The sequence below is a fragment of the Gottfriedia acidiceleris genome (genome assembly GCF_002128425.1).
Classification (GTDB): Bacteria; Bacillota; Bacilli; order Bacillales; family Bacillaceae_G; genus Gottfriedia; species Gottfriedia acidiceleris.
On the sequence record NZ_NESS01000006.1, the window covers coordinates 188,412 to 210,367 of the forward strand.

At 32.9% G+C, this 21,956-nt stretch carries 19 protein-coding genes and 1 riboswitch; of the genes, 10 read left to right on the plus strand and 9 right to left on the minus strand.

What is annotated here, in order from left to right; genetic code table 11:
- Nucleotides 1-236 precede the first annotated feature (236 nt).
- Nucleotides 237-1,643, plus strand: a complete 1,407-nt coding sequence (locus tag B6K90_RS13345; protein ID WP_088013267.1) for an amino acid permease — start codon at nt 237-239, stop codon at nt 1,641-1,643.
- A 556-nt stretch (nt 1,644-2,199) separates the two neighbouring features.
- On the opposite strand, the gene opp4A is transcribed toward B6K90_RS13345, so the two are convergent.
- From opp4A to B6K90_RS23725, 7 genes are all read right to left on the minus strand, one after another.
- Entirely contained in the window at nt 2,200-3,978 is a 1,779-nt protein-coding gene (opp4A, locus tag B6K90_RS13350; protein WP_088013268.1) for an oligopeptide ABC transporter substrate-binding protein, read from the minus strand.
- A 24-nt stretch (nt 3,979-4,002) separates the two neighbouring features.
- Nucleotides 4,003-4,908, minus strand: a complete 906-nt coding sequence (locus tag B6K90_RS13355) for an ABC transporter permease (RefSeq protein WP_088013269.1) — start codon at nt 4,906-4,908, stop codon at nt 4,003-4,005.
- Between the two features lie 14 nt (nt 4,909-4,922).
- Nucleotides 4,923-5,888 (minus strand): oligopeptide ABC transporter permease, encoded by a 966-nt coding sequence (gene opp4B / locus B6K90_RS13360; RefSeq protein ID WP_088013270.1) that lies wholly within the window; start codon nt 5,886-5,888, stop codon nt 4,923-4,925.
- Between the two features lie 15 nt (nt 5,889-5,903).
- Nucleotides 5,904-6,830, minus strand: coding sequence for an ABC transporter ATP-binding protein (locus tag B6K90_RS13365; protein ID WP_088013271.1), 927 nt, complete (start codon nt 6,828-6,830; stop codon nt 5,904-5,906).
- The gene (locus tag B6K90_RS13370; RefSeq protein ID WP_088013272.1) at nt 6,811-7,836 is read right to left on the minus strand and encodes an ABC transporter ATP-binding protein; all 1,026 of its coding nucleotides are present in this window, start codon (nt 7,834-7,836) and stop codon (nt 6,811-6,813) included. The genes B6K90_RS13365 and B6K90_RS13370 overlap by 20 nt, the downstream gene beginning before the upstream one ends.
- Before the next feature lie 559 nt (nt 7,837-8,395).
- Nucleotides 8,396-8,848, minus strand: a complete 453-nt coding sequence (locus B6K90_RS13375; RefSeq protein WP_139840730.1) for a Dps family protein — start codon at nt 8,846-8,848, stop codon at nt 8,396-8,398.
- A gap of 313 nt (nt 8,849-9,161) precedes the next feature.
- Entirely contained in the window at nt 9,162-9,317 is a 156-nt protein-coding gene (locus tag B6K90_RS23725) for a hypothetical protein (protein WP_167555362.1), read from the minus strand.
- Between the two features lie 329 nt (nt 9,318-9,646).
- Here B6K90_RS23725 and B6K90_RS13380 point away from each other — a divergent pair, with 329 nt between their 5' ends.
- The 4 genes from B6K90_RS13380 to B6K90_RS13395 all read left to right on the plus strand — a co-directional run bounded on the left by B6K90_RS13380 (nt 9,647) and on the right by B6K90_RS13395 (nt 13,852).
- The gene (locus B6K90_RS13380; protein ID WP_088013273.1) at nt 9,647-10,657 is read left to right on the plus strand and encodes a DUF916 and DUF3324 domain-containing protein; all 1,011 of its coding nucleotides are present in this window, start codon (nt 9,647-9,649) and stop codon (nt 10,655-10,657) included.
- A 31-nt stretch (nt 10,658-10,688) separates the two neighbouring features.
- Nucleotides 10,689-12,770, plus strand: coding sequence for a WxL domain-containing protein (locus tag B6K90_RS13385; RefSeq protein ID WP_235821798.1), 2,082 nt, complete (start codon nt 10,689-10,691; stop codon nt 12,768-12,770).
- Between the two features lie 84 nt (nt 12,771-12,854).
- Nucleotides 12,855-13,256 (plus strand): hypothetical protein, encoded by a 402-nt coding sequence (locus tag B6K90_RS13390; RefSeq protein ID WP_088013274.1) that lies wholly within the window; start codon nt 12,855-12,857, stop codon nt 13,254-13,256.
- Nucleotides 13,256-13,852, plus strand: coding sequence for a VanZ family protein (locus B6K90_RS13395; RefSeq protein ID WP_088013275.1), 597 nt, complete (start codon nt 13,256-13,258; stop codon nt 13,850-13,852). The genes B6K90_RS13390 and B6K90_RS13395 overlap by 1 nt, the downstream gene beginning before the upstream one ends.
- A gap of 93 nt (nt 13,853-13,945) precedes the next feature.
- Here B6K90_RS13395 and thiT read toward each other — a convergent pair whose 3' ends face one another.
- The gene (gene thiT / locus B6K90_RS13400) at nt 13,946-14,527 is read right to left on the minus strand and encodes an energy-coupled thiamine transporter ThiT (RefSeq protein WP_088013276.1); all 582 of its coding nucleotides are present in this window, start codon (nt 14,525-14,527) and stop codon (nt 13,946-13,948) included.
- 283 nt (nt 14,528-14,810) lie between these two features.
- Nucleotides 14,811-14,915: riboswitch (TPP riboswitch) on the minus strand.
- Nucleotides 14,916-15,266: 351 nt separating this feature from the next.
- Here thiT and B6K90_RS13405 point away from each other — a divergent pair.
- Genes B6K90_RS13405 through B6K90_RS13415 form a run of 3 tightly spaced genes read left to right on the plus strand, consistent with a single transcriptional unit; the run spans nt 15,267 to nt 17,195 of the window.
- On the plus strand, nt 15,267-15,743 hold the full coding sequence (locus tag B6K90_RS13405; protein ID WP_088013277.1) for a low molecular weight protein-tyrosine-phosphatase: 477 nt from the start codon (nt 15,267-15,269) through the stop codon (nt 15,741-15,743).
- Nucleotides 15,744-15,756: 13 nt separating this feature from the next.
- A complete protein-coding gene (locus B6K90_RS13410) occupies nt 15,757-16,296 on the plus strand; it encodes a hypothetical protein (protein ID WP_088013278.1) in 540 nt (179 codons plus the stop codon).
- Nucleotides 16,297-16,313: 17 nt separating this feature from the next.
- Entirely contained in the window at nt 16,314-17,195 is an 882-nt protein-coding gene (locus tag B6K90_RS13415; RefSeq protein ID WP_235821799.1) for a YihY/virulence factor BrkB family protein, read from the plus strand.
- A gap of 311 nt (nt 17,196-17,506) precedes the next feature.
- Here the strand turns inward: B6K90_RS13415 and B6K90_RS13420 are convergent, their stop codons facing one another.
- Entirely contained in the window at nt 17,507-19,426 is a 1,920-nt protein-coding gene (locus tag B6K90_RS13420; protein ID WP_088013279.1) for a heavy metal translocating P-type ATPase, read from the minus strand.
- A gap of 455 nt (nt 19,427-19,881) precedes the next feature.
- On the opposite strand from B6K90_RS13420, the gene B6K90_RS13425 reads away from it, so the two are divergent.
- Together B6K90_RS13425 and B6K90_RS13430 are read left to right on the plus strand one after the other, a co-directional pair.
- The gene (locus B6K90_RS13425) at nt 19,882-20,058 is read left to right on the plus strand and encodes an aspartyl-phosphate phosphatase Spo0E family protein (protein ID WP_088013280.1); all 177 of its coding nucleotides are present in this window, start codon (nt 19,882-19,884) and stop codon (nt 20,056-20,058) included.
- A gap of 364 nt (nt 20,059-20,422) precedes the next feature.
- Nucleotides 20,423-21,931, plus strand: a complete 1,509-nt coding sequence (locus B6K90_RS13430) for a helix-turn-helix domain-containing protein (RefSeq protein ID WP_139840731.1) — start codon at nt 20,423-20,425, stop codon at nt 21,929-21,931.
- The last annotated feature ends 25 nt before the right edge of the window (nt 21,932-21,956 follow it).

Consider the following 21,956-nt stretch of genomic DNA (forward strand, 5'->3'; position numbering starts at 1 on the left):
TTCCATCTGGAGCACTTATATTGTATTGACAGATAATAAAATCTATTTTTATAATTAAGATATTATTTTAGCACAATAATTTGTATACGCTTTCAGATAAATTCTGAAAATTTAGTCTTAAAATACGTTGGTTTAGGGCGCTTTAATGTTTATTAAGGAAATAAGGGATATAATATTCTGTTATATCAGAATATTATAACTTATGCACACAATTTACATCTAGAGGAGGGACTTTCATGAAACAACAAGAACAGGGGTTAAAAAAAGAGCTAAAAAGTAGACACTTGTTTATGATTGCTCTTGGGGGAGTAATTGGGACAGGCTTGTTTATGGGATCAGGCTATACAATTAGTGAAGCCGGCCCAGGTGGAGCAATATTAGCCTACTTAGTAGGTGGATTAGTAATGTATTTAACAATGCTATGTTTAGGAGAATTAGCAGTTAATTTACCAGATGCTGGTTCTTATCAAACTTATGCAACTAAATATATCTCACCAGCGTCAGGCTATGTAGTTGGATGGATGGCATGGTTAAACTGGTCGGTAACAATCGGTTTAGAGTTAATTACAGTTAGTATGTTAATGAAGAGATGGTTTCCGGATGTACCGACTTGGATTTGGTGTGTAGTATTTGGTGTAATATTATTCTCAGTAAATGCACTTTCAACGAAATCCTTTGCTGAAGTTGAGTTTTGGTTTGCAAGTATTAAAGTAGTAACAATTGTTCTTTTTATTATTTTAGGTGGAGCAGTAATGTTTGGAATTGTACCAATGGAAGGGACAAAGGCTCCAATGCTTTCTAACTTTACAGACCACGGCGGACTTTTCCCGAATGGCTTTTTAGCAATTATGGTCACAATGGTTGCAGTTAACTTCTCATTCCAGGGAAGTGAATTAGTAGGGATTGCAGCTGGTGAAAGTGAAGATCCAGCAAAAGCTGTACCTAAAGCAATTAATAACACTGTATGGCGAATTCTAGTATTCTTTATTTTATCAATATTTGTTTTAGCAGGCTTATTCCCTTGGGAGAAAGCTGGCTTAGTAGATAGTCCATTCGTAGTAGTATTTGATAACATCGGTATTCCATATGCAGCAGATATTATGAACTTTGTTATTATTACAGCAGTTCTATCAGTTGCTAACTCGGGTTTATACGCAACATCACGTATGATGTATTCAATGGCTCAAAAAGGAATGGTTAGCGCTAAATTAGGTAAATTAACTAAAAATGGTGTACCTTTAAACGCTTTAACTTTTAGTATGTTCTTTGGGTGTTTATCACTATTAAGCGGAATTTACGCAGAAGACACGGTTTATCTATGGTTACTATCAATTGCAGGATTTGGCTGCTTATTTGTTTGGGCAAGCATTGCACTTTCAAACCTTTTAGGCAGAAAGAAATACATTCAAGAAGGTGGGAAAATAGAGGATCTAAAATACAAAACGCCTCTTTATCCAATCGTTCCAATCGTTGCATTAGTTTTAAATGTAATTGTAATAATTAGCCTTGCATTTATCCCAGACCAACGTATTGCATTGTACTGCGGTGTTCCGTTCATGATTTTATGTTTAATCTATTACCATTTCTCTGCTAAGCATAAAATTGAAAAATACGAGCAAGAAGAGAGTCAAAAAGTAAGTTAATAATAATAGTTTGATGTTGTCTCAAAGATTGGTGAAAACTCGCTAGTAAGTAAGCTTTACTAGCGGGTTTTTTGTGTTTTCTTGAATTGTGGTAGTGTTGTTGATCAGGTTTAGCAATAGACAGGTCAGGTAGTTCAGAACTTTATCAACAATGTTTACATATCGTTCATGCTTTTTGAAATTAAATCTACAATCTCTAAATCCCACCATCTTATGTATAAAATCACTGCTTTATTAACAATGTTCACAGCTTTATCAACAAAGTGCATAGTTTGTTCGTATAATCGTTAATACTTTTTTGTCTTCGAAGAGGAGAGCGGCTACTTATCCACTGTTTTGATAAACGTATTCCTGTTTTTAATTGCTCCTGCGTTAAATATTAACAAATGTTCGCAGGCACTTGTTAATAACTCTTACTAATTCAATACAAATAGGAAGGGGATCATTACTTATCCACATTTTTAATGTTATGGCTATTCAAAAGGTATGAGTTATACACAAAAAAAGAACTGTCTCAAAAGTACATAGACTTAAGAGACAGTTGCATTTTTATTGCTTATTTATTTTTTTCAGACTCTGCATTTGTTACAGTGATGTCTTGTAAGTGACCTTGGAAGCCTTGACCAGCTGTTAAGTCGTAGCCTTTAACGCGCTTATTAACTCCTTCTAAACCGAAACGGAATAGAGTAGGGATAACTGGTACTTCGTCATTTACAAGCTCTTGCCATTTGTCGTATACTTCTTGACGGTATTTTTCATCAAATGCTTTTGCTGAAATACCTTCTTTTAACAGTTTATCATTGTCGTCATTAACCCAACGAACGTAGTTGAATGGTGCATTTTTAGCCCAAATTCCAGATGGGTCTGGGTCAGAACCTGTTCCCCAAGCTGCTGCGAAAATATCGATTTTTGGATTATCTTTTTCTACCATATCGTAGAATGAGTTGAACTCATGTAAACGTCCATCTAATAATTGAACATCTAAGCCAACTTCTTTCCAAGATTGTAAGTAGAATTGTGCTAATGGTTCAGCGATATCGCCACCACTCATAGAAGCGAAGTTGATTTTAAATGGTTTTCCGTTTGGATCTTCACGTAAGCCATCTCCAGTTACATCTTTGTAACCAGCATCGTCTAGTAATTTTTTAGCTTTTTCAGGATCATGAGTATATCCTTTTAATGCTTTATCAAAGTATTTAGGGAATGATGGTGGAATTACAGATGTTGCAGGCACTCGTAATCCTTTATATAATTTTTCCCCAACTGCTTTATTATCAAGTGCATAAGCCATTGCTTGACGTACACGCTTATCTTGGAATTTTGGATTATCCATTACGTTTACACCATTTTTCGCATCATAATGACCTAATTTAAATCCGATGTAAGAGTAAGCTAACTCTGTTTTACCGATTAATTGGATATTTTTTAATTTTTTAGCTTGATCATATTGGTCAGCTGAAACAGAAGCGATATCGATATCTCCGTTTGCTAGAGAAGATGTAGCAATAGTTGGATTTACAACTTTTAATAGTACACTGTCAAGTTTTGGAGCACCATTCCAGTAGTCTTTATTCGCTTCAAACTCTACAGCTTCACCTGGAGTGATCTTTTTAATTTTAAATGGTCCAAAGCCGATAGGAGCTTTACGAATTTGATCAGATGATACTAATTTATCAACTGGAACATTAGCTAAATATTTTTTAGGTAGTGGGTATGTCCATAATCCAGTAAGTACTGATGGGTTTGCTTCTTTAAAAGTAATTGAAATGTTGTGATCGTCAATTACTTTAACACCAGAGATATTTTTTGCCTTACCGTTATGATATTCTTCCATACCTTCAATCATAGACATTTGTGAATCATAGCGTACACCAGTGTATTTTGGGTTACCAATTACAAGGTAAGCGTACTCTAAATCTGAAGCTGTAACAGGATCACCATTATGCCATTTTACATTATCGCGAATTGTTAAAGTAATCGTCTTTTTATCGTCGCTTAATTTGTATGTAGCAGCACCATCTTGGTCATAAATATAGTTTTCGTCAGTTGAAAGAAGTGGCTCATCAAAGAATTGAAGAACTTGAGAATCTGGATCGCCTTCATAGAAAACTGTATTTAAGATACCTTCAAATGGCGTATCAGATACTAATCCGTATTTTAATGTGCCACCTGAGATCGACTTTTTGCTATTAGATACTTTAATTGGAAAAGCTGCTTGGTCGACTTGCTTAGTTGTAGTCGAAGTCTTTGTGTCGCCGCCTTTACATGCTGAAAGAATCATCATAGATACTGCCATTGCGCTTAATACTTTCGTAAAATTTTTTGCATTTTTCATATTTCCACTCTCCTTTAATGTTAATTAACCTCTTCTTTGTCTTGCATCAGCTGCACGCTTTAGCGCTTCACCGATGAAATTTATACTCAGCATGAGCACTAAAATCATGCACGATGCAGGTAACCATATCCACAGCTTATTTTGTAATACATCAGGGTTTGTTGCATAACTAACAAGTGTTCCTAAACTTGGCGTGCTTTCTGGTAAACCAAAACCAAGGAAGGTTAGACCAGATTCGATCCCAATATTTCCTGCTAGGTTTAAAGTGAATGCAACAATAATTAATGAGCTTACATTTGGTAAAACATGTGAGATAATGATTTTCCAGTTTGGCGTGCCAATTGCTTTAGCTGCTGCCACATAATCTAATTCGCTCTCTGATAATACTTTTGAACGAATTAACCTTGCTTTACCTGTCCATAAAAAAAGGCTCATGATAAGGACAAAATTTATGATAGAGAATTTAGGTACAACTGTTACGAATACAATAATTAGCATTAATGTTGGTAAGGATAAGAAAAAGTCAATAATACGCATTACGACACTGTCAACCCAACCACCAAAATAACCAGCTATTAAACCTAATGTTAGACCTAGTAGATTAGTAATAATTGTGATAAAAAATCCAATCGTAAAAGAATTTTTTGTCCCAATTATTAGTTGTCCAAATACATCACGTCCCCCGTAGTCAGTACCTAACCAATGAGCAGAAGAAGGGGGCTGATAGATTGATAGAAAGTCAACTTTAACAATTTGGTCTTGATCTAGAACAATGGAAGTGCCATACACAATTATTAATATTAGGCCAAGCACGATTAGAGAACCTAAAGCTAACTTATCTCGTCTAAATTCTGTCCAGATGACACTAAAACCAGATGGGCTTTTTCGTTGTTCTGCAATATGAGTTTGATTTTCGATTTTTAATTCCATAAATTTCACCTACCCTATTCAATCCGTATACGTGGATCAACGATGCTTAGAATAATATCTGAGATTAATGTTCCAAAAAGTGTTGCAAGACAAGTCATTAAAACAAGCGCATTTACAACTGTAAAGTCACGTAACATAACGGATTTAACGAAAAGCTGCCCAATTCCTGGATATCCGAAAATTGACTCTAAAAATACTGAACCAGCTATTAAACCGGTAATCTCATAACCTAAAAATGCAGCAATTGGTAAGAATGAATTTCGTAAAATATGTCTAGAATAAACTTTTGCTTCAGGAACACCTTTTGATCTAGCTGTTCGTACAAAATCTTTTACTTTCGTGTCAATAATTTCACTGCGTAAGTATTGGGAAATTCCAACAGTTGAAATAAGTGCACCTGATAAAGTTGGTAAGACAAGATGATCTAATTTACTTACGTAATAAGCAAAAGTTCCGTTAGCAATTTGTGGGTCTACGCTACCGCCCGTAGGAAAAAGATCAAAATAAAATCCAAAAATAAATAGCATAACTAGACCAAAAATAAATAGTGGGGTAGCAAAACCTAAATAGTTATATCCGGTTATCAGATTATCCGCCCACGTGTCGTTGTAGCGTCCACTAATAATGCCAAGTGGAATTGCTAGTAAATAAGTCACAATAAACACGCAGAGGGCAAGTAAAACAGTATTTCCAATACGGTCACCAATTACATCAACTACATTGATTTTGTGTGTATATGAAACACCAAAATCTCCTTTTGCAACATTTTTAATCCAATGATAATACTGAACATAAGCAGGATCATTTAAACCCATTTCTTCACGGATTTTTTCAATTTCCTGTGGATTAGCTTTTGGGTTAATCGATCGACCAGTTAATGCATCACCTGGCATTGCTTTAGCGAGTGCAAAGATTAGTATACTCAGAATCAGAAGCTGAGGAATCATGATGAGTATACGGCGAATGATAAATTTCAACATATTCGTTACTCCTTTCTAAGGTAATGCTACTCGATGAGTATCTGAGATTGGTTTTAAATCAAATGGTCGACCATTTCCATCAAAGTAAGAAGAAGCATTTTGTTGATATTCTTGTCTAACTGCTTGTCTTTCTTTAATTTTTTCTTCTCGAACTTCTGGACGAATATCTGGTATTGCCGCAATTAAGCGTTTAGTGTAGATATGTTGTGGGTTGTTTAATATATCTTCGGTAGTGCCTTCTTCAACAAGTCTGCCTCTATACATAACACCAATTCGATCACATAAATGGCGAATAACGCCTAAGTCATGACCGATAAATAAATAAGTTAGTTTGAATTCTTCTTGTAAATCTTGTAAGAAATTAAGTACTTGTGCTTGTACTGAAACATCCAAAGCAGAAACAGGCTCATCTGCAACGATTAATTTAGGTTGTAAAGTTAAAGCTCTTGCAATCCCAATTCGTTGACGTTGCCCACCAGAAAATTCATGTGGATACTTATAGATTGATTCTGGTGATAATCCGACTTTATCAAGGTAGTAAAGTACTTTTTCACGCTCTTCTTCAGCAGTTAAAGTTTCAAAGTTTCTTAAAGGTTCTGCAACTAAATCAATAATTCTTTTTTTAGGATTTAAAGAAGAGTATGGGTCTTGAAATATCATTTGAATCTCTTGGCGAAATGCTCGCAGCTGCTTTTTATTTAAGGTTATTAAGTCATTGTCTAAAAACTTAATACTTCCATTAGTCGCCTTAGTTAATTGAAGAATTGCCTTACCTGCAGTAGATTTTCCACTACCTGATTCTCCGATTAAGCCATATGTTTCGCCTTCGTTTAGTTCAAATGAGATTCCATCAACAGCTCGAACATGATCTACAACTGTTCGGAAAATACCACCACGAATGGGGTAATGTACTTTTAAGTTATCAACCTTTAATAGAGACATTTACGATCGGTGCTCCTTTCTCGTTCTTGAAATGGAAATGCTTATAACAAGAACAACGTACATAATGATTTGGTTTAACTTCGTGCAAGATAGGTTGATTTTCATGAGCATAAGCTTGAATCCAAGGGATACGGTGGCTGAATCGGCAGCCAGTTCTAGGTAGTTTATCTAATGGTGGCACAGTACCTTCAATAATATGAAGTCTTTGATTTTTTGAATGAGTAGTAGGAATAGAGTTTAATAGTGAGCGTGTATATGGATGTAATGGATTATTTAGTATTTCTTCAACTGAACCAGTCTCAATAATTTGTCCAGCATACATTACAGCAACACGGTCTGCCACTTCTGCAACAACACTTAAGTCATGCGTAATTAAAATAATCCCTAGCTTCGTTTTCTTTTGTATTTCTTTTAATAAATCTAATATTTGAGCTTGTATCGTTACATCTAAAGCAGTAGTTGGCTCGTCTGCAATAATGAACGAAGGGTTACATGCAATCGCGATTGAAATCATAGCACGTTGTCTCATACCACCAGATAATTCATGTGGATACTGTTTATAAGTAACCTCTGGCTTTGGAATTCCAACTTGCTCTAGTAACTCTATTGCACGCTCCTTTTTTTGTGAACGGGAAAGATTAGTATGGAAATCTAAATTTTCTTCAATTTGTTTACCAATTGTCATTAACGGATTTAGGGCAGTAAGAGGCTCTTGGAAAATCATTCCGATTTCCTTGCCTCGTATTTTATTCAATTTACTATCATTTAGCGTTAGTAAATTTGTACCCTTGTAAGAGATCGATCCCTTCATTTTTGTACGATTATTTGAATGTAATCCTAGAATTGATAGGGCTAATGCACTTTTGCCGCAGCCTGATTCACCCACAATTGCAAGAACTTCATTTTCATGAACAGTCAGTGATACATCATCAACAGCAGGATAATATTGGTTGTTTATACGAAACGATGTCGTTAAATGTTCAATTTCCAAAAGAGGTTTTGACATTTCGTGTCTCCTTTCGAGATTTCATGAGCTTAATTGTTGTTATATTTAGAATTTTCATAAGTATAATATTATTACGCGAATGTTTCAATATGAAAACATTTTCTGTAATATATAGTCCTTTTTGACTAAAATTCATTCTAAATTCGTCTTAACTAGTAAATAAATAGGGAAAAAATGTAATTATCATTCCATAGAAAGGTTGATAGATTAAATAATATAAGGGAGAGTAAGGAAAAAATATAATGAAAACGTTTACAAAAATATTGTTTCAATAGATAAAAGGATGTGTTTGAAAAAAAGGAAGAATAAAAGGGGATTTTGTCAGAAAATGTATTAATTTTGTGGAAAATATAAGTTGGTTAAGTAATTTGTAGTTTGAAGTTCCTAGTTCATAATACCTGTTTTTACATAGGAAATAAGAAATGTTATTAAACATTATTAATCTATTTAACGTCATTTTAGCTACAAATTAGAAATGTAAAAAGCAGCGTAAAGATAAAAGGATGAATAATCCAATTTATTTTACACTGCTTTTCTTAATTTAATCTTAAGTTTTAACTCAATTTAAGTAGGCTGTTAACATCCAAACATGCTTTGCAAGTTGTTCACGAATGGCTAATAGTAAATCATGAGTAACTGAATCATTTTCAAACTCTGCAATTTCCATACCATCTTTTAATTCTTCAATTAAATAATTATAGTCTTTAGTAATGTCCTGAACCATTTCATCAGAAGTGATATTTTTATTTGCTTCTTTAAGACTTGAAGTATCAAGATATTCTCTCATTGTAGCCAGCGGTTTTCCACCAATTATTAACACTCGTTCTGCAAGCTCATCAATATGTAAACTTGCTTCATTGTAAAATTCCTCAAATTTAGTATGTAGAGTGAAAAAATTTGGACCTTTTACATACCAGTGATAGTTATGCAACTTTACAAATAGAATATTCCAGTCTGCTATTTGCTTGTTTAGCACATCAACAGTCGTTTTTGAGATGGATGATGTATCCATTAAAATCCCTCCTCTAAATGATGTAAAAGATTAAAAAACCATATACACCATCTTAACTGATATTGAGTAAGAATAGTCATGGTAATATTTGATAGCTAAGACAACAATTAGTAAATTTAACGTTAAATTGTCAATGCCTTTTTATATTGATCGTCTAATTTATTGCTTTAATAATTTCCATACCCAAAGAAGTACTCATAAAAGGTTCATGAGTAAGTAAAAAAGAAAAAAGATGAAAAAAAATGACTCATAACAGGCTCATGAGTCATTTTTCAACATATGAAAAGCCCATCAAAGGATGGACTTTATTAAACTATGAATGTTCATTTTTAATAGGTTGGGAAAGTTTTGGATCAATTCGTAAGCTATCTTCCACATTTAAACCATTTTTCAATAATAAAAATAATGCCCAAATCATACCAAGAAGAATAATAACGAAAAAGAAAAAGATGAGTACATCATAAGCCAATGTAAAAACCCCCTTTAAAAATTTTCCGTAATTATATATATGAATGTAGAAAGGGACAGATAACCAGATTTCACAAAGTGTTCAAAATTTAAATGCATATTTCAAAATATAGAAGAGTATGTGTACGAATAGCTTCGTTCAACTTTAATCGAAGTCTGTAACATTACTGGCTGTAGCAGTTCTGTCGAAAGTGCTAATTGCATCTATTTATAAGAAATAATAAATGCAAACAAGTGAAAACTTAACGACATTACCGTTGCAAAAGGTAAAAAAAGTGGTTGAGCTAACAAAAATAACTATGTTACATTTTTCACATGAAGGAGCTAACAATGAAAGTACTAAAAAAAATTGTTTTTATTTTATTTTTCATTAATATTAATAATTTTCATGCAAACGCTGCTGAAATGAATTTTGCTGTGTCAGCTGTTATTCCAACTAATCAGATTGATTCGAGCAAAACATATTTTGATTTGAAAATGAAACCCGGCCAAAAACAAGTACTAAAAGTTCAAATAAAGAATGACACAGATAAAAGTGTAACGATTCAAACAAGCGCTAATTCAGCGATTACAAATAGTAGTGGTATTCCAGATTACAGTATTTCAAATCCAAAAGTGGATAATACATTAGAAATCCCATTCGCTAATATAGCTAAAGTAAATAAAGAGACGATAATTCCAGCAAGAAGTGAAGAATCAGTAGAAATTACGATTGAGATGCCAAAGCAACAATTCGATGGTGTCATATTGGGAGGACTCTATTTTAGTGAGAAAGAAGAGGAAGAACAAGCTAAAAAAGATGATGAAAGCGTACAAATTAATAATAAATATGCGTATGTAATTGGTGTTGTATTAAGAGAAACAGATAAAGTAATCAAGCCAGATCTAAAATTAAATGACATTAAACCAACACAAATCAATGCACGTAATGTTGTTACGGCTAACTTGCAAAATATCAAGCCAGCTATGTTAAAGAATTTAAGTGTAGATGCAAAAGTCTATAAGGAAAAAGGAGTAAATGTCCTTTATAAAACAAAAAAAGAAAATTTAAGAATGGCTCCTAATTCGAACTTTGATTATGCAATTAAGTGGAAAAATAATGCGTTTGAACCAGGTAAGTATCGTTTAGAAATGAAAGCTACAGCCGGAGACCAAACTTGGGAATGGACAAGAACCTTCACCATTAAGGAAAATACAGCTAAAAAATTTAACACTTCTGCGGTAGAGATGGAAAAAGATTATACAATGAGGATCATAAGCGGTATTATATTACTTTTTTTACTATTGATATTTACGTTCTTATTACTTAGAAAGACAATAAAAAAAGATCAAGATAAATGAAATATGATTAATTTGGAGAGGAAGAAATAGATTGGTTAGAAAAAGAAAAAGACTTTTTAAAGCAACTGTTTTTGCTTCTATTTTTGGAGTGATAGTGAGTGGTATTCTACCAAAATCAGCAGAATTACAAGGATTGTTCAAAAATAATATTGCTCAGGCAGCAACACTTCCAAATTTAGTAGAAAACCCTACATTTAATTTAGATCATCAAACCACTACTATTCCAAACTGGGCATTTACGGGGTATTTTAATGAGGGACAGCCTGCTGAACCCTTTCTGTTTGATTTGGTAGAAGATGATAACGGTTGGTATAAAGTACCAGGTAGCCCTAAATCAAAAGCCTATGTTCAACCTTCTGGTGATGGAATTTTATTAAAACTATTGAACACTGACCCATCTCAAGAGTTTATAGCTATGAGACAAAGAGTTAAAACAATTCCAGGAAAAACTTATACTGTAAAGTTGTCTTTTAGTCTTATTGAAAATACCAATGACAAACTAAGATACGACTGGTTTGTAACTGACAGAGCAACATCCACCGATTTAACTGACAGAGGATATAGAGAGTACACAGGGTCTCAAAACGCAACCACAACTTTTACTGCGATGGGAACTGAGTCTAATTTTGTTATTAGTTTCGAAGACTATGCCCTAGGTCCTAATGATGGCTATTCAATCTTTAAAATTGAAAATGTTTCTGTAACGTTATTAGATTCGGGGGCACCAGAAATAACTGCTGCAAATATTATCACTCCAGAAGGGTATACAGGTGGTACGTCATGGACAAATCAAAATACAACGATTCATTTTACAGCAAATGATGATAATGGAATCGATCCAACAACGTACGAAGTTTCAACAGATAATGGTAACACATGGAGCACAGATGGTTTAAGCAATGGCACTACAACAGGCGTTAACTATACAGTAAAAAATGAAGGAATAACGAATATTCAAGTACGAGTAAAGGATGATTCCGGAAATCAAAGTAATCCAGTAACAGACCAAGGTTCAAGGTTAACGGTTAGTATAGATAAACAGGCACCCATTACCAATTATGTTGAAGGACAATTATATAACAATAATACCGCAGAAAACATTATTTTTAGCGACACTTTAAGTGGGATTAATACAGCATTTCTAGATGGTATAAGTATTACTACTGGGGAAGTCAATCCAGCAGATGGCGCACATAACTTAGTGATTACTGATCATGCTGGTAATAAAAAGGATATTAACTTTACAGTGGATAAAACTATTCTTCCTCCGGTGGTTAACCCAATTACGGATGTAAGTACAAGTATCACTGGAACTGCAGAAGCGAATAGTTTTGTAAAGATTAAATTACAAGATCAATCAATTCTCACTACGACAGCTCGAGAAGATGGTTCGTACTCGGTAGCAGTAATACCGAAGACATTATTTGCTGGCGATTTAGTGAGTGTAACTGCAACCGATGTAGCAGGGAATACGAGTGCAGAATCAAATGTTACAGTAACGGCAGAATCAAAAAATCCGGTCGACCCAACAGACCCAACGAATCCAGTAGGACCAGTCAATCCAACTGATCCAGAAGATCCTCATGAGCCAGGAACAAAGAGTGCATTAAGTATTGACTATGTATCAAACTTCCGTTTTGGTAATCAGGAAATTTCTGGTCAGAACAAAGTTTATACTGCACATTTAGATCAAGTAAAGCAAGCTTCAAATGATTCGATAATTCAAGTACCAAACTTTATTCAAGTAACTGATCAGCGAAGAACGAATACAGGATGGAAGTTAACAGTTCAACAAAATGGCCAATTCAAGAGTGGGAGTAATGAGTTAACAGGTGCAGAATTAAAATTAACGAATCCATTTTTAAATTCATCCACTGCTGACCAGTATAAACCAGAGGCGAATACAGTAACATTAAATCCAAATGGAGCTCCTCAAGAGGTAGCTTTTGCAGATCAAGGTAAAGGTCTTGGAACATGGACAATTGCATATGGACAGAATAAAACAGAAGGTGCGAATAGTGTGGCACTTTTCGTACCAGGCGCGGCTTATAAAGTAGCTGGAGCACAATATAAGACTTCATTAACTTGGACATTAGCAGATACACCACTTTAATATTAAATGTAAGACACCTCCTGTAAAAACCATTTACAAAATGTTTTTTAAAATAAAAAAATTTATAAATATGGAGGAATTATTATGAAAAAAAATACTAAATTAGGAATTGCTTTATTTGGTGCATCTTTAATGTTAGCTAGTAACGCGTATGCAGCATCAACTAATTTTAGTGGTAATTACACTGCTTTAGTGGACACCGTAAATACTAATTCTGTCACCGACGGTACATTAACAATGAATTTAACTCATTCAAGAGATACAGCTAAGACAAGTGGTTATGATTATAAAGTTACAGCTCAACCATTAGTAAAAGGTATTTTAGGTTGGGGAACAGCTGGAACAAAAGCAAGATTTGCTACGAGTACAAAATCAAAAACAGTAAAACATGTTTTCTCTGGCTTAAAGTCTGATTCATATAGACTTAGATTTGAATCAAACAAAAGTGATGGTACTAAATTTTATGTAAGTGGTAATTTCGATTAATGAAAAAATACCTAATAAATACAATATGGATAATTTTAAGTGTAGTCTTATCGTTTTTAATTTGTTTTTATCTTTTCGATGATCTACTATTGGAATTCTATCCAGTAGCTTCTCAATTAATATATCTATTAATGCGATTATTTATTGCAATGGTACTATTAATTTTTACAAAAAGGCTCTTCCAAAAAGATAAAAAAATAATTGATAATACAGTATTGCTTATGGCTAATTTGTTTTATTTCATATTCCTAGTCGCTATCTTATTTTTAGGAAGAAATTCAACGTCAACAGGCATAAATTTCGTTCCTTTTAGAACAATAATTAGCTATTTAAATAATGATATGAATGATTCACTAAAGATTTCTAATCTATTAGGAAATTTATTGTTATTAATGCCTTTAGGTATCATATTAAAAACAAAAATAAAAAGTATAAAGTTATCTATATTAACAGGTGTTATAATTTTATTTTCAGTAGAAATTATACAATTTATCTTTAAAGTAGGTAGTTTTGATATAGATGATATGATATTAAACTCCTTTGGCTTATTAATAGGTTATTTAATATATCAATATAAACAGAAGGCCTATAAATAAACGGTCATAGAAACAACACTTGCCAATATAAAAAGAGACCCCCTTGAAGTAGGCAATAATTTCTACTCTAAGGGGTTTTCATTTCTTTTTAAATTATGCTGCTTGATTTCGATTCTTTTTAACATGAACAAGAACTGGCGCAGAAGAGAGTAAGATGATTAAAAGAACTGCACTAATAATAAAGGAAGGAACCATGTACCAAGCATTATATACTAATGAATAAAGTGAAACTGGAGTTCCTTTTGGAGCGTAAGAACCGTAGAACACAATTCCAGCAATAAAATGGCAGATGAAACGAGCTAACGAGCCGATAAAAGTTCCTAATATGATATAAGCTGCTGCACTTTTTTTATTGCCGTTTGCTAAATTATTTTTTATTTGTTTATAGACAAGACCAGCTAATCCGAGACTTGTAAATGCTGCGATATAATCTAAAAATACTTGTATTGGATGAACAAAATATAGTTTTGTTACAATTTGTAGAGCTGCTAGTAATAGTCCGGTAATTAAACCTTGTTTTAATCCCCAGCGGAAAGCAATTAGAAAAACTGGAATCATTGATAATGATACAGAGCCTCCTTGAGGTGCAGTAAATAATGGTAAAAAATCAAAAACGATTGCAAGTGCTGCACACATTGCTATTTCCGCCATTAATTGAATCTTTGATGTCTTCATTTATATTTCCCCCTTTATCTAGTGGACAACTGATGTAGTCAAACACATATAAATAATGAATTTTTAGCGAAGAGTCACCAACATTCCAATGTCTAGTTCCAAATGCTGTGCCCCTAGAGGTCATAAGTCAAAGAAATGTGAAGTTAAAAATCATTCTTCCCCAGTCTTTGCCTTATGCTTGCCGGGGCAAAAGCGAGTCGCTTCCACATTTCAAATTAGGGAGTTTACAGTACTAGGAATAAATAAAAAAGCAACACTGGTAGCATGATGATCCCGGCGTTGCTTTTTCATCGTGCCACATCCCTACGTTAGTACTAACTAACAGGTTCAGAGGGTAAGAATAGCTAATCTATTCACTCTCAGCCAAATGGCTCCCCTTGTGGTTTAGCTTACATTTAGTTGTCTTTACTAAATATAGTCAAGGTGATTTAAAAATACAATTAATTTATCCATAAAAATTAAAAAAAATTGGCTACTGTTAGTGGAATCTATGTAAGAATCGCTATAGACATTAACAAAGCTAACTTTTTTAGATCGTCATTAAAATTATTTTTAAAAAATGAGTGTAATCATAGCTATTATGTAAAAAATAAGCATTATAACTTTTATCTTATTTATACTGGTCATAAATTATTCACAGTGGCTTGCTTTTCATTTTAAAATTTACCGTGTAGAATGAATACGAAAGAAACAGCTAAATTTTGGCAGAAAGTGTAAATAATTTGAAGGAGACATTGAGATGATTCAAGTATTATTTGTCTGTTTAGGTAACATTTGTCGTTCGCCAATGGCTGAGGCTGTTTTTCGTCATTTAGTGACAGAAAAAGGGTTAGATAAACAATTTATGATAGACTCAGCTGGTACTGGAGATTGGCATTTAGGTCACCCTCCACATAAGGGAACACAAGGTTTATTGAGTGAAAAAGGTATAACTTGCGAAGGTATGAAAGCTCGAAAAGTGACAGAAAATGACTTTAAATATTTTAGTTATATTGTTGCGATGGATGCACAGAATAAAGAGGATTTAATGAATTTAGCAAGAAATAATTGTATAGGAGAGATTTCACTACTTTCAGATTATGTTCCAGCATCAATGTGGAAGGAAGTGCCTGATCCATATTATACGGGTAATTTTAATGAAGTATATGACATCATTACAGAAGGATGCTCTCATTTACTTCAGCATATTTTAAAGCAACACCAATTAACAGTTTAGAGGAGGATGTAGAATGTCAAAACGTAACAAAGCTTTACGCAATATTCTAGTCGGAGTCGCAATTGGTGCAGGAGTTACTCTACTTAACAAGGAAAATCGTGAGAAAATCTCACGTAAAGGAAGAAGTGTAACAAACAAATTAAATCAAATTAAAGAAGATCCAGAAATCGTAAAAGGTGCTGTCCGTAATCAATTAAGAGTTGTACAAAACTCAGTTGAGAAATTAGAGGGCAATGTACAGCTTGTAAAAGATAAATGGATCGAAATTAAAGATTCTACATTAAATAAGTTTGATAAAGGCTCTTCTAAAGTAACTGAAAAAGCAGTTGAAGCTGTAGAAGAGAAAATTGAAGATTCAATTGATCTAGAAGAAGGTAAATCGCAAATTTCTGCGACTTCACTAGAAGTAAATCATGAAACTGAAACTTCTGATACTGACGAGCAGTTAGAAGCTACTCTTGAAGGTATTGAAGATTTAACTGATGAAAATGCAGATGAAGTACAAGAGAAAGTAGAATCAATTTTATTGACAGGTAATACATCTAAAGAATAACAATTGAAGGTGTCAATTTGATTAACAAAAAGAATTCTATTGTAGCATTTGTTTGGGATTTAGTAAAAAAGTGTATGGAAGACGAAATAGTATCTCGTTCAGCGGAGCTAGCATATTACTTGATGCTATCTCTTTTTCCATTTCTACTTGTTTTAACACAAGTCGTAACCTATTTACCACTTTCTACTAATGAAATACTGTCATTCTTAAGTCAATATGCTCCGCCAGATGCAATGGCCATTATACGAAGTAACTTAAAGTTAATAATCGGGCAATCACATGGTGGAGTGTTGTCAGTAGGGGTAATTGCGACGATTTGGGCTGCTTCCAATGGGATTAATGCAATCATCCGGGCACTTAATGATGCGTATGATGTAGAGGATAAACGAAATTACTTTGTCACAAGAGGGGTTTCAATTCTTTTAACCATTATTATGATTTTTGTTATTGTGTTTGCATTATTAATACCGGTGTTTGGGAAAGTAATTGCTAAGTCTGTATTTGAATTTTTAGATATATCTCAGGATTTCTTGTATACATGGAGCTTAATTCGTTGGTCTCTAAGCTTTGTAATCCTAATGATTGTATTTACTGTTCTTTATTCAATAGGACCGAGTAAAGTTGTTCACATTAAAAAAGTATTTTTTGGTTCATTATTTTCAACATTTGGATGGATCATTTCTTCATTTGGATTTGCTTTTTATGTTGATAACTTTGGTAATTACACAAGTCATTACGGTAGTTTAGGTGGAATTATTGTCTTGATGATTTGGTTTTTTATTTCGGCAATGGTCGTCATTATTGGTGGAGAGCTTAATGCATTAATAAAGCAACGACAATATGGTAAGCACAAAGCTAAACCAAAATTAATTGACCCAAATAATCCGAATCCAAAATAATTTCTTCTATAATATAATGGAGTTTTCTTCCATGAGTAGTCTTATTTTAGAGAGGTAAACTAGAAAAGACTTCAAAAAGGGAGGAATTTTAAAAATGAGTAATAATAAGAAAAACCATAATGATAAATCGAATAAGAAGCAAAAAAGTAGCTCTCATCCAAAGGGCAAAACTAGCGGTTCTGCAAACGGACATAATGATTATCATTAATTTTTAGACTGACTAGAATACTCGCTTTTCCTGCTAAAAGGCTCATTACTAGTTCAGTTTAAAAGTAAAAGCATCGTACAATGATTTTGTACGATGCTTTTTTTTAATCTCTTAATAATCTTAATGAGTTAAGAATAACTAAAATTGTACTTCCTTCGTGACCGATTACTCCATAAGGTAAATCAATGATTTGTAGGAAATTCGAGCAGATTAGGAATGCGATTATGCTTAGTGAAAAAATAATATTTTGTTTTACGATTTTGTTCATACGTTTTGATAAAGTGATTGCTTTTGATATTTTTGTTAAGTCGTTTTTCATCAGAACGACATCTGCAGTTTCTAATGCAACACCAGTTCCACCACCCATGGCAATTCCTACATTTGCAGTCGCTAGAGCAGGGGCATCGTTTATACCGTCACCAACCATTGCAACTTGACCATAGTGGTCTTTTAGCTTTTTAACAATTGATACTTTTTCATCCGGTAAGCATGATGCAAAATATTCATTGATTTCACTCTCGGCAGCAATTACCTTAGCAGTTTGTTCTGAGTCACCAGTTATCATGACTGTTTGAACACCTAATTTATTTAAAGTAGATAAGGCTTGCTTCGATTCGTTACGAACTAAATCCTTTAATGAGAAAATCGCAACAACTTTATCTTGAGTACCTACATAAACGATTGTATTACCTTCTTGTTCCCACTGTTGTTCAAAATGAATGAGAGGATTTTGTTTCATCGTTACGAACTCTTTTTTACCTACTCTATACTCAGTACCATTTAAAATCGCTGATACACCGAAACCAGGGTGGTCATCAATTTGTTCAAATGACGAAGATACTGTAATTCCTTGTTTCGTTGCGTATTCAACAATGGCTGCAGCTAGCGGGTGAGTAGAGTATCTTTCAATTGAAGCAACAATCGATAATAACTCTGTACGATCAAAATCTTCTATTTTCTCAAAACCAGTTACTTCAGGCTTACCAATTGTTAGAGTACCAGTTTTATCGAATGCGATTGCTTTTAATACACCTAATCGCTCTAAATGAATACCACCTTTAACTAGAATTCCCGACTTTGCTCCATTCGAGATTGCAGATAAAACAGCTGGTGTAATCGATGCTACTAATGCACAAGGTGATGCGACAACTAGTAAAATCATTGCTCGATAAAATGTTGTTGTCCATGACCAATCTAAAGCAAAATGCGGTAAAAACATCATGAATAATACAGCGATTAATACGCCTTTAACATAAACACCTTCAAATTTTTCAATGAATTGCTGAGAAGGAGTTTGTTCACTTTGAGCTGTTTGAACAAGATTAATGATTTTTTGGAAAAGAGTCTCATCACTATGTTTCGTAATTTCAACTACTAGCGTACCTTTAATGTTGATTGTTCCTGCAAACACTTCATCGTTTAAGTTTTTAACAACAGGAACTGATTCACCTGTAAGAGCAGCTTCATCTACTAATGTTTCTCCTTTAACGATCTGACCATCAGCAGGAATACGTTCTCCAGCTTTAATTAATATATAATCACCAATGTTTAAATTTTTAATGCTGACAACTTCTTCAACTTCATCGACTAAACGAATTGCCGTTTGTGGCTGAAGAGATAATAGTGAAGAAATCTCTTTATTTGTTTTATTTAACGTATAGGTTTCAAGTGCGCCACTTAAAGCAAATATGAAAATCAGTACGGCACCTTCAGTCCAATATCCAATTACAGCTGAACCAACTGCCGCAATAATCATTAGCATTTCAACGTTTAGTTCCTTTTCAGCAATCGTATCTTCAATACCTTCCTTTGCCTTTGCGTATCCTCCAATACAAAATGCTAAAACATATAAAATAATCGACATGATTGAATTATCGTTTTTAACGAATGAAGCACTTAGAATTAATACACCGGAAACTAAAGCGGCAATTAATTCTCCATGTTTTGAAAGAAATGATGTAGATTCCACATGGTCGGCTTCATATGTAGCATGAATCGTCGTAACTTTTGGACTTGCTTCCATAGTAAATACCCCTTTCTTATTTTCAATTGAGAAAAATAATCAAATTCACTATCCTTATAAAACGACGAAAGCTGCCGTCCTAGGACAGCAGCGAACATTTTATAAGACCTTACTATTTATTTAATCTCTTAGTTGTGTAGTTAACAGATTTCTTAATTAAAATAATTCTTATTAAATATATATTACCACATTACTTTATATGTGATATAAAAAATTTACTTTTAGATTAAAAATTTTTTAATGAATGTGATGGAGTTGTGAACTAAGTTGTAGTTGTAGGGTGAGCAGGGACTTCAATTAAGAAAAAACTGACCGTTCCCAAAAATGAAATAATGAAGATTGAACATGAAAGCCCAATAGTTAAAAAATATCTTAGAATATAAGCATTGCTCAATCTAGCGCAGTAAACGTTTAATAAGAATTGAGTTGATATTCATCTATTGGAGGATAAATATATGCTAAGAAAGTCTGCAGGTTTTAAAAGAAGTATTGAAGAGCAACGAGCAAGATTATATAAATTAACGATCCAAAAGGAGTACACAGACCCCGAGGTTGTTCTCATTAGCCAACAGCTAGATAAAGAAATTTACAAGTTGCAGGTTTCGTGTAATAAAATCCCCAATAAAGAATAAGTGAAATTTAAAATGTAAAGGATTGAGTTTCGTATCTCAATCCTTTTTTATTATCATAAACAAAGTAGAAAATGCGGATGATTAAATAATAAATTACAAATAAGTAAGGAATGTTACAAAAAATAGTAGTTTTATTTAAATTTCTTAATTGAAATGAAACGTTTTGTTTTTGGGGTGCTTTGGTTTTTTAATTTTAGTAATATTTAGATTAATTATAATAATTTAATTATATGTTTCGTAATTTTGGTTTAGGTGATAATAATAATAGGTTGTCTTATAGATCTAATCTAACCACGGAAGCTTTCTTTAGGAATCTATCATTAAATCAATTTGTAACGAAATATAAACAGCTGGGGGAATATTATTGCACAGGTTCATGGGGCGTTACGCAGACTTAATTATTCATTTCTTTAATGGAGATAATTGGCACAATCTAGCTGATTTATCATTAAAAACGGGTTACTCTAAAAGTACAATATGGAGAGATTTGGATTTTTTAGAGACCGTCCTTCCAGTTGGATGGCAATTTGAGAAGGACGATGCCCGAGGAATTTTTTTGAAAAAGCCAGAAAATGGAACTTTAGAAAATTTACTTGGACAAATAAGAGATCAAAACGAATACCTGCAAATTTTGAAATTAATTATTTTAAATAATGGAGTAGATATTTCTCAAATAACTGAAAATGTCCATATAAGTCGATCAACAGCATATAGACATCTTGAAAAAATAAAAGAATTGATTAGAGAATCAGGTATTTCCTTATCTGTAAGTCCTTTTAAGTTAGAAGGAGATGAAAAGGTAACACGCCATTTTATCTTAGGTTTTCTACAATTTATGGATTTTGATCCTGGATTGGATAATATGATTGATATTAAAAACTTTCAATCAAAACTATTAGAGTTAGGTAGTAAATATTCTGTTACTTTTAAGACTGGTGCGCTAGATCGACTTACATTGTATTTATTTATATCTAATTTACGAGTTTCAATGGGATATTTTGTAAAATTTCCATTAACTATTACAATAAATAATATTGAATCAAGGTTTATGGATTTTGCTAAAGAATTAGTTCAATTTATGGTTAAGTGTCCAAATAGAGAGCTTCAATTACAAGAAATATACTCATTTGTAATTTACTTAATGAGTGAAGAAAAACCACCAAATCGCTCGGAATATATTAAATACGCTAGAAGTATTTTAAGAACTAAAAGAGGATTGCCTGTCGTTGAAACATTTAACATTCTCGAAGAACATATAGGATTTAATCTTTCAGAGGATGAACTAATCGTTTATTATTGGTTTCAGAAAATAAAAAGAATGTTAATAGAGACTGAATTTGGCATTGGTATGGGAAGTGGATTTTTACTACAATATGTTCGTTACTTTGAATCGAATCCGTTTTATAAAACTGTCGAGGAGATTGTAACTAAAATTTGTATTGAAAATGATTTAAATCCAAATGAACATGATATTTTAGATTTCTTTCTTCTCGTTCAAACTTCTTTATTGAGGAAAAAAAATCGGTTTTCGATAAAAACTGCTTTAATTAGTAGGACAAATATAGAAAAAAACTATGTAGAATCAGTTCTAAAATATCACTTTTGTCATGCTTTAAATATTACTAAAACGGATGCATTTACGAATGATTATAGACAAAAGTATGACGAATATGACTTGATAATTACTACGGATTCAAAGGTTAGTGATTTTAATCACGTTCCAAGTATAATTATTTCAGCTATACCATTACTTTCCGAAATAAATAAAATACGTGAATTTATTGTTGAAAAATTTGCCGAACTATACGGTATAGATTCTTCAATAATTTATCCGTTTACTGATTTTAACCATAACGTCGAAATGAATGATTAAATGATAAAAATTAGAATATTGCCTT

What these genes read in the sequence shown, in the direction of transcription:
- B6K90_RS13390 (WP_088013274.1), top strand. Translation starts at nt 12,855, where the DNA reads ATGAAAAAAAATACTAAATTAGGAATTGCTTTATTTGGTGCATCTTTA.
- thiT (WP_088013276.1), bottom strand. Translation starts at nt 14,527, where the DNA reads ATGAAGACATCAAAGATTCAATTAATGGCGGAAATAGCAATGTGTGCA.
- B6K90_RS13410 (WP_088013278.1), top strand. Translation starts at nt 15,757, where the DNA reads ATGTCAAAACGTAACAAAGCTTTACGCAATATTCTAGTCGGAGTCGCA.
- B6K90_RS13375 (WP_139840730.1), bottom strand. Translation starts at nt 8,848, where the DNA reads ATGGATACATCATCCATCTCAAAAACGACTGTTGATGTGCTAAACAAG.
- opp4B (WP_088013270.1), bottom strand. Translation starts at nt 5,888, where the DNA reads ATGTTGAAATTTATCATTCGCCGTATACTCATCATGATTCCTCAGCTT.
- B6K90_RS13425 (WP_088013280.1), top strand. Translation starts at nt 19,882, where the DNA reads ATGCTAAGAAAGTCTGCAGGTTTTAAAAGAAGTATTGAAGAGCAACGA.
- B6K90_RS13380 (WP_088013273.1), top strand. Translation starts at nt 9,647, where the DNA reads ATGAAAGTACTAAAAAAAATTGTTTTTATTTTATTTTTCATTAATATT.
- B6K90_RS13355 (WP_088013269.1), bottom strand. Translation starts at nt 4,908, where the DNA reads ATGGAATTAAAAATCGAAAATCAAACTCATATTGCAGAACAACGAAAA.
- opp4A (WP_088013268.1), bottom strand. Translation starts at nt 3,978, where the DNA reads ATGAAAAATGCAAAAAATTTTACGAAAGTATTAAGCGCAATGGCAGTA.
- B6K90_RS13365 (WP_088013271.1), bottom strand. Translation starts at nt 6,830, where the DNA reads ATGTCTCTATTAAAGGTTGATAACTTAAAAGTACATTACCCCATTCGT.
- B6K90_RS13395 (WP_088013275.1), top strand. Translation starts at nt 13,256, where the DNA reads ATGAAAAAATACCTAATAAATACAATATGGATAATTTTAAGTGTAGTC.
- B6K90_RS13405 (WP_088013277.1), top strand. Translation starts at nt 15,267, where the DNA reads ATGATTCAAGTATTATTTGTCTGTTTAGGTAACATTTGTCGTTCGCCA.
- B6K90_RS13370 (WP_088013272.1), bottom strand. Translation starts at nt 7,836, where the DNA reads ATGTCAAAACCTCTTTTGGAAATTGAACATTTAACGACATCGTTTCGT.
- B6K90_RS13345 (WP_088013267.1), top strand. Translation starts at nt 237, where the DNA reads ATGAAACAACAAGAACAGGGGTTAAAAAAAGAGCTAAAAAGTAGACAC.
- B6K90_RS13420 (WP_088013279.1), bottom strand. Translation starts at nt 19,426, where the DNA reads ATGGAAGCAAGTCCAAAAGTTACGACGATTCATGCTACATATGAAGCC.